General features: G+C 38.1%; 2 protein-coding genes. Both read right to left on the bottom strand.

The window, feature by feature from the left end; all coding sequences use genetic code 11:
* The coding region (locus AC1DPZ_RS23160; protein WP_477407902.1) for a glycoside hydrolase family 26 protein at positions 1-734 on the bottom strand (734 nt) is incomplete at its 3' end.
* 45 nt (positions 735-779) lie between these two features.
* Positions 780-4163 (bottom strand): glycosyltransferase family 2 protein (locus AC1DPZ_RS23155; RefSeq protein WP_477407900.1); only part of this gene is annotated, 3384 nt, incomplete at its 5' end.

Genomic DNA, 4163 nt, shown 5'->3' with positions numbered 1-4163 from the left:
GGTTTATTAACAAATCTCATCCTGTGCAATTTTAGCCTCAGCATTTCCGAAGCGGATTCATAACGGACGGGATCAGCAACTGAGTAGTTTTCTGAAATACTGCCCATTGTAATACCCGCAACATCCACATATCGAGAGCCAGGCCAATACTCTGTATCGCCAGGATAACCAGAAGGGCCCCATACTATTTTTACGTTGGGCGCTTCCTTTTTGATATGGCTGGCAAAATAGTTAAAAGATTTTATATACAATTGCGGCGATTGGAATTGCCAGGGGTATTGGTAAGCGGGCACCTCCATGTCGGGGTTCCAGCGTATAAAAACCCGGTGATGACTTAAAGACACTATTGCACCTAATTCTTTTATTTTTTTATCAAACGTTCCGTTAAGGGTTTCGGTTAGTACGTTGTTGGTTGAGCTTGTTAAACTGCTTTTATGCCAGGTTTCAATTGTAAGCAGCACATCGCCTTTATTTAAAGCGTCCACTAAATACTCCTTATTAAACCAGATTCCGGTGTTTTTCCATATAACTGAGTAGTGCCTGATGCTTTCGGGATGTAGAGCATCAAATCTCTTTTCAGGATCGTAAAGGCAAATTACGGGCTCAAAACTCCTCACAATGGACTCATCAACAAACACCGATTTTATAAAAGGTTTGCCAAACCTTATAACGATAAAAGCCAGGATAATGGTAATCAGTATAATTATATAGAAAAGGTTTCTCTTGTTCTTCACAGTGTGGTTTTTGTAATTACTTGCCGGTATTTCAACGCTTAAAAACTACAGCGGTATATTTAATATAGATAGTGTTGTAGTTATATTTTCACCTTTTGAACCAATTAAATAAAGCCTGTATAACGCGGCGTTTTTTGGAATAGTTACATTAATATCAGGCCCTATGCCAAGCTTTTCCATAGATATGGCATTGCCATCTGCATTCGTTTTAACAAGATACCACTCAAAATTTAACCCCGTATTTAAAAACCCTGCCATATGCCAGTTATTGTTAAGATAAACTAAGGCATGATATGGTAATGAACTCCCTTCGTTGGTTGTTAACGCCGGACGCAATATCTTAATTGCCGGTAAACTGTTGCTTGCAACGCTTCCATGCCAGTGCTTACTTAGTTGATAAAGAGCAGGTTTGTTACGTCCCCAAACATCTTTTAAACCATTAAATGTTACAGTTGTGGCAGCTTGCATATCCTGCCAGTTATCAATAAATACGCCATTGTTGTTTTTATTTAACCGCAGATAAGCCTGGACATTGGCATTACTAAAGAAGTAAGGCACTTTTAAGTTTTTTATTTGATCTTTTCCTGATGCGTTTTCCGGTAATATCAATCCATAGGAGTCAATTTCGGGTACATGGGTATGTAATATTCCTACTGTTTCTTCCAGCATTGGCGAAACTAAAACATCCACTGTGACCATCCTTTGCGGATCCGCTGCCTTTATGTCTTTAACTAATTGCCTTAACCAAAGTAAATAATCTTGTTGATGATAAAATAGCTCTGGTTTATAATAGTAATCAGCCAGTTTTTGTAATGGATAATTTCCTATATTCCAGGCAATAATACTTTTATTGTCTTTATTCTCCTCTACAGATTTGAGAATGCTTTTCTTCAGGTTATTTAAAAATGCAGGGTCATTAATGAAATTAACCGGTTCCTGAATCCAAAAACCATAGAAAATTTTTAAACCTAACCGGTTGGCAACATCAAATATAGTACGGTCATATATATTAGCACCATATAATTTAACTGTGTTCACTCCGGCTTTTTTCATTTCAGTTAAATCGTTTACAACGGTTTCTTTTGTAAGTGCCACTGAGTTTCTATACCAATATTGTCCTTTAGTATAATTAACGCCATGAGCAGACAAAAACATGGCATTACTGTCAATTTTATAAACGGGCGAATTTGAGTTGCCTGCAGGCGAAAAGATCCGGTTTGATATTTCGGATTTCATTTTCGATTTTATTGAAGGAGAAAGCTTACCTATCAGTGGCACCTTCCAGTCAATTGTGCCGGTACTTCCATCCGGTAAATTTTTATCGATGTCTGAATTAAAAAGTACATATCCCTTAATTTCCGGAAATTTGCTTTTAATGCTTCTCATCCCATTTTTTAACCATTCGCCCTGGCGACCGGTTAATTTTACTGAGCCCATTTTGGCCACGATTACCGGTAATCCCGAATTTCCAATTAGTTTATGATAAGGACTGTATAATTGTTCAAAAGAATATGATTTTTTATCCTCATTATATTCACCAAAATTTAAACCGGTAATACCTATCCAGTCTACAAAATCTTTACCCGGAAAATATTCCTTAACAGCGGTTTGTTTCCATGGATTCCAAACCCAAACTACATTGTAAACATTGTTATTTATAAAAAGCTGGTGTACATATTTCCATGCAGCTTTAAACTCCGCGGCTGTATTATCGCCGGTTGATGACCATGGATAAAAAGGATTATCTACCTCATGAGCAAATCTTAAAAAAACGGGCTTTTTAAGATCTTTTATCTGCAGGGCAAATTGTTTAATGTAGGCATCAAACTTTCCGCCCGTAATATTAGCAAAAACCTTTTTTTCATTATAAATATGTCCGCCGGAATCCGGGGATTCAAACAGTGTTTCCCATGGCTCCCAGGTAATCATTGGGATGGAGCCATTTTTATAAACCGAATCAATTTGGGCAGAAGGCAGGTAACATTTTGGTTGATCGCCCCAGGATATATAGAAGGATATGATATCCGCATGTGTTTTATTGGCATCCTGATATGCTTTTACAAGTTTTATAGAGGATAGTCCGTTTGGTTCCTGAGGCGCAAATATCCCGGAAAGAAACATGCTTTTTTTCTTGATCATCGGATATTTATCTTCGCCCGACGGCTTATAATTAAACATGTAAATGCTCGAACAAGCTATCAGTACCGTTAACATCAGGGCTCCGCTTCTGATACCGGAATATAGCCTGCGCCTAAACAGCCAGAAAAGCCTTTTAAAACTACTTATTTTAAGAACCAGGTTTGCAATTATCGGGTGGTGGTTTTTATATGCTCTGAATTTGAATTGTACGCTGGCCAATAGCGTAAAAATCATAAATAAGCAGTTTAAACCGGCAACGCCTGCCATAAAAAGGGTAAAAGGGTTCCAGTCGTTATATAAACTATAAACTATGGCTGTTAATGATATGGTTAAAACAGCAATGTTTGGTAAATTAATTTTGAAGTTGTTTTCTTTGCCCACATCCTTTGGTGTAGGTAAATAAGGTACATTTTTTCTGATGATGGTGTAAATAAGGCCAAGGTTAAACACCCACCATGTTCCAATCAGCAAAAGTCCGCCAACAACATGGAAACCTCGTTCTGAATCTTCCATAACCCAGCGTTGTACGTAATGCCTTATAAGGACTACGGAGGTAATAAAGGGGAGACAAATGATTGAAAAAGTTGAAAAATCAATCTTGAACGGAAAAACACCAAAGAACAAGGAAATGACAGGTATTGAAAAATTGATTAAAAATATAATTCCCGACAGGTAAAATAAAGGGATAAGACCATAGTGTAACTTTTGCCGCCAGGTAAATTTGGTAAATAGCTTAACATAAGATGTAACCAATAATTCGAATACTCCGCGCGACCATTTTAATTGCTGTTTATAATAAGCCGATATGGTTGCCGGTACCAACCCCCTGGCCAATACAGCGGGTACGTAAACAGATTGCCAGCCCTTTGCATGTAATTGCATTGCTGTATGCATATCCTCGGCCAACCCGGCGGCATGGCCACCTATTGACTCCAGTGCCGTTCGTCGGAATGTACAGTTAGCTCCAATTGCAAGTACGGTTCCATACTTGTTCATCGTCATCATCATGGGGCCATAAAACTGGTAAGTTTGTTGTGCTGCTCCTTTTGCAATTAGCCCCTGGTTTGCATTGTAATAAGCTTGTACAACTTGTACAAAACCAATTTTTTGATTGTTAAAGTGTGATACTATAGGGTCAAGAAACTCGGGAAAGGGAATATGGTCGGGGTCAAGTACAACGCAAAGTTCGCCGGTAGATTGCTGCAGGGCATTATTTATGTTTCCGGCTTTAGCATTAATTTTATCGATGCGGGTTACATGGTTGATATTGTTTTTTTTGCAAAATTCTTT

Source organism: Mucilaginibacter sp. P4_G9 (genome assembly GCF_056400985.1).
This window is presented reverse-complemented; position numbering and strand designations above follow the sequence as displayed.